This is a genomic window from Vibrio sp. TRT 2004 (assembly GCF_050113735.1).
In the GTDB taxonomy this organism is placed as follows: domain Bacteria; phylum Pseudomonadota; class Gammaproteobacteria; order Enterobacterales; family Vibrionaceae; genus Vibrio.
This window is the reverse complement of record NZ_JBNJOH010000151.1, coordinates 1-642: the sequence shown is the minus strand read 5'-3', so window position 1 is coordinate 642 and position 642 is coordinate 1. Positions and strand designations below refer to the sequence as shown.

General features: G+C 44.1%; 1 pseudogene. It reads left to right on the top strand.

What is annotated here, in order from left to right:
• Positions 1–24: 24 nt before the first annotated feature.
• Positions 25–642, top strand: a pseudogene (locus ACQEXR_RS20340) (lipase); the annotation flags it as partial.

Below are 642 nucleotides of genomic sequence, written 5' to 3'. Positions count from 1 at the left end.
TACGCCTTAGTGAGCGTGGGTGATTTGTGGTCAACCCCACCTCAAGATTCGTTCTTGACCGAGCACCATAGCGCACTCAAAGCCAATGCACGTAAAGATATTAAAGGGGTTCGTGCCTCACACAACACCACCCATGTGCTCGAGATAAAAGCCCTACGCAGCTATATGCCAATGATTGTTGATACCGATGGGTTTAGCTTGGTGAATAGTTACACTTTTGCTTTGTTGTCGAAACTGGCGTATGCCAGTAAAGAAAAAAGTATTGATAAACGCTCAGTCACAGATAGCACGGGGAGTTTGTCTACTGTGATTGAAACACTGAAGCTGAAACAGCGCCCGTTGCAGTCAGGAGACTTAGCCGTTAATTGGCTACTGATTGAGATTCCTTACAGCCAAGCACTCAACTTTAATTATTACGCTGATAATGACATTGGTGCTCAAGGCTACATTATATACAACCACGATACTGCCATAATCGGTGTTCGCGGCTCTGAAGTAGCTTTGGGCTCACAAGGCAAAGAGGACGAGACAGAAAATTCATTATTCATTTTTAAAGCAAAAAATGGGATAAATGCCGTATTTAACGCCCCTGTGGTGCAGGATTTTGTCAGAACAAATTTCGATGCGGCACAAATTGCTCCT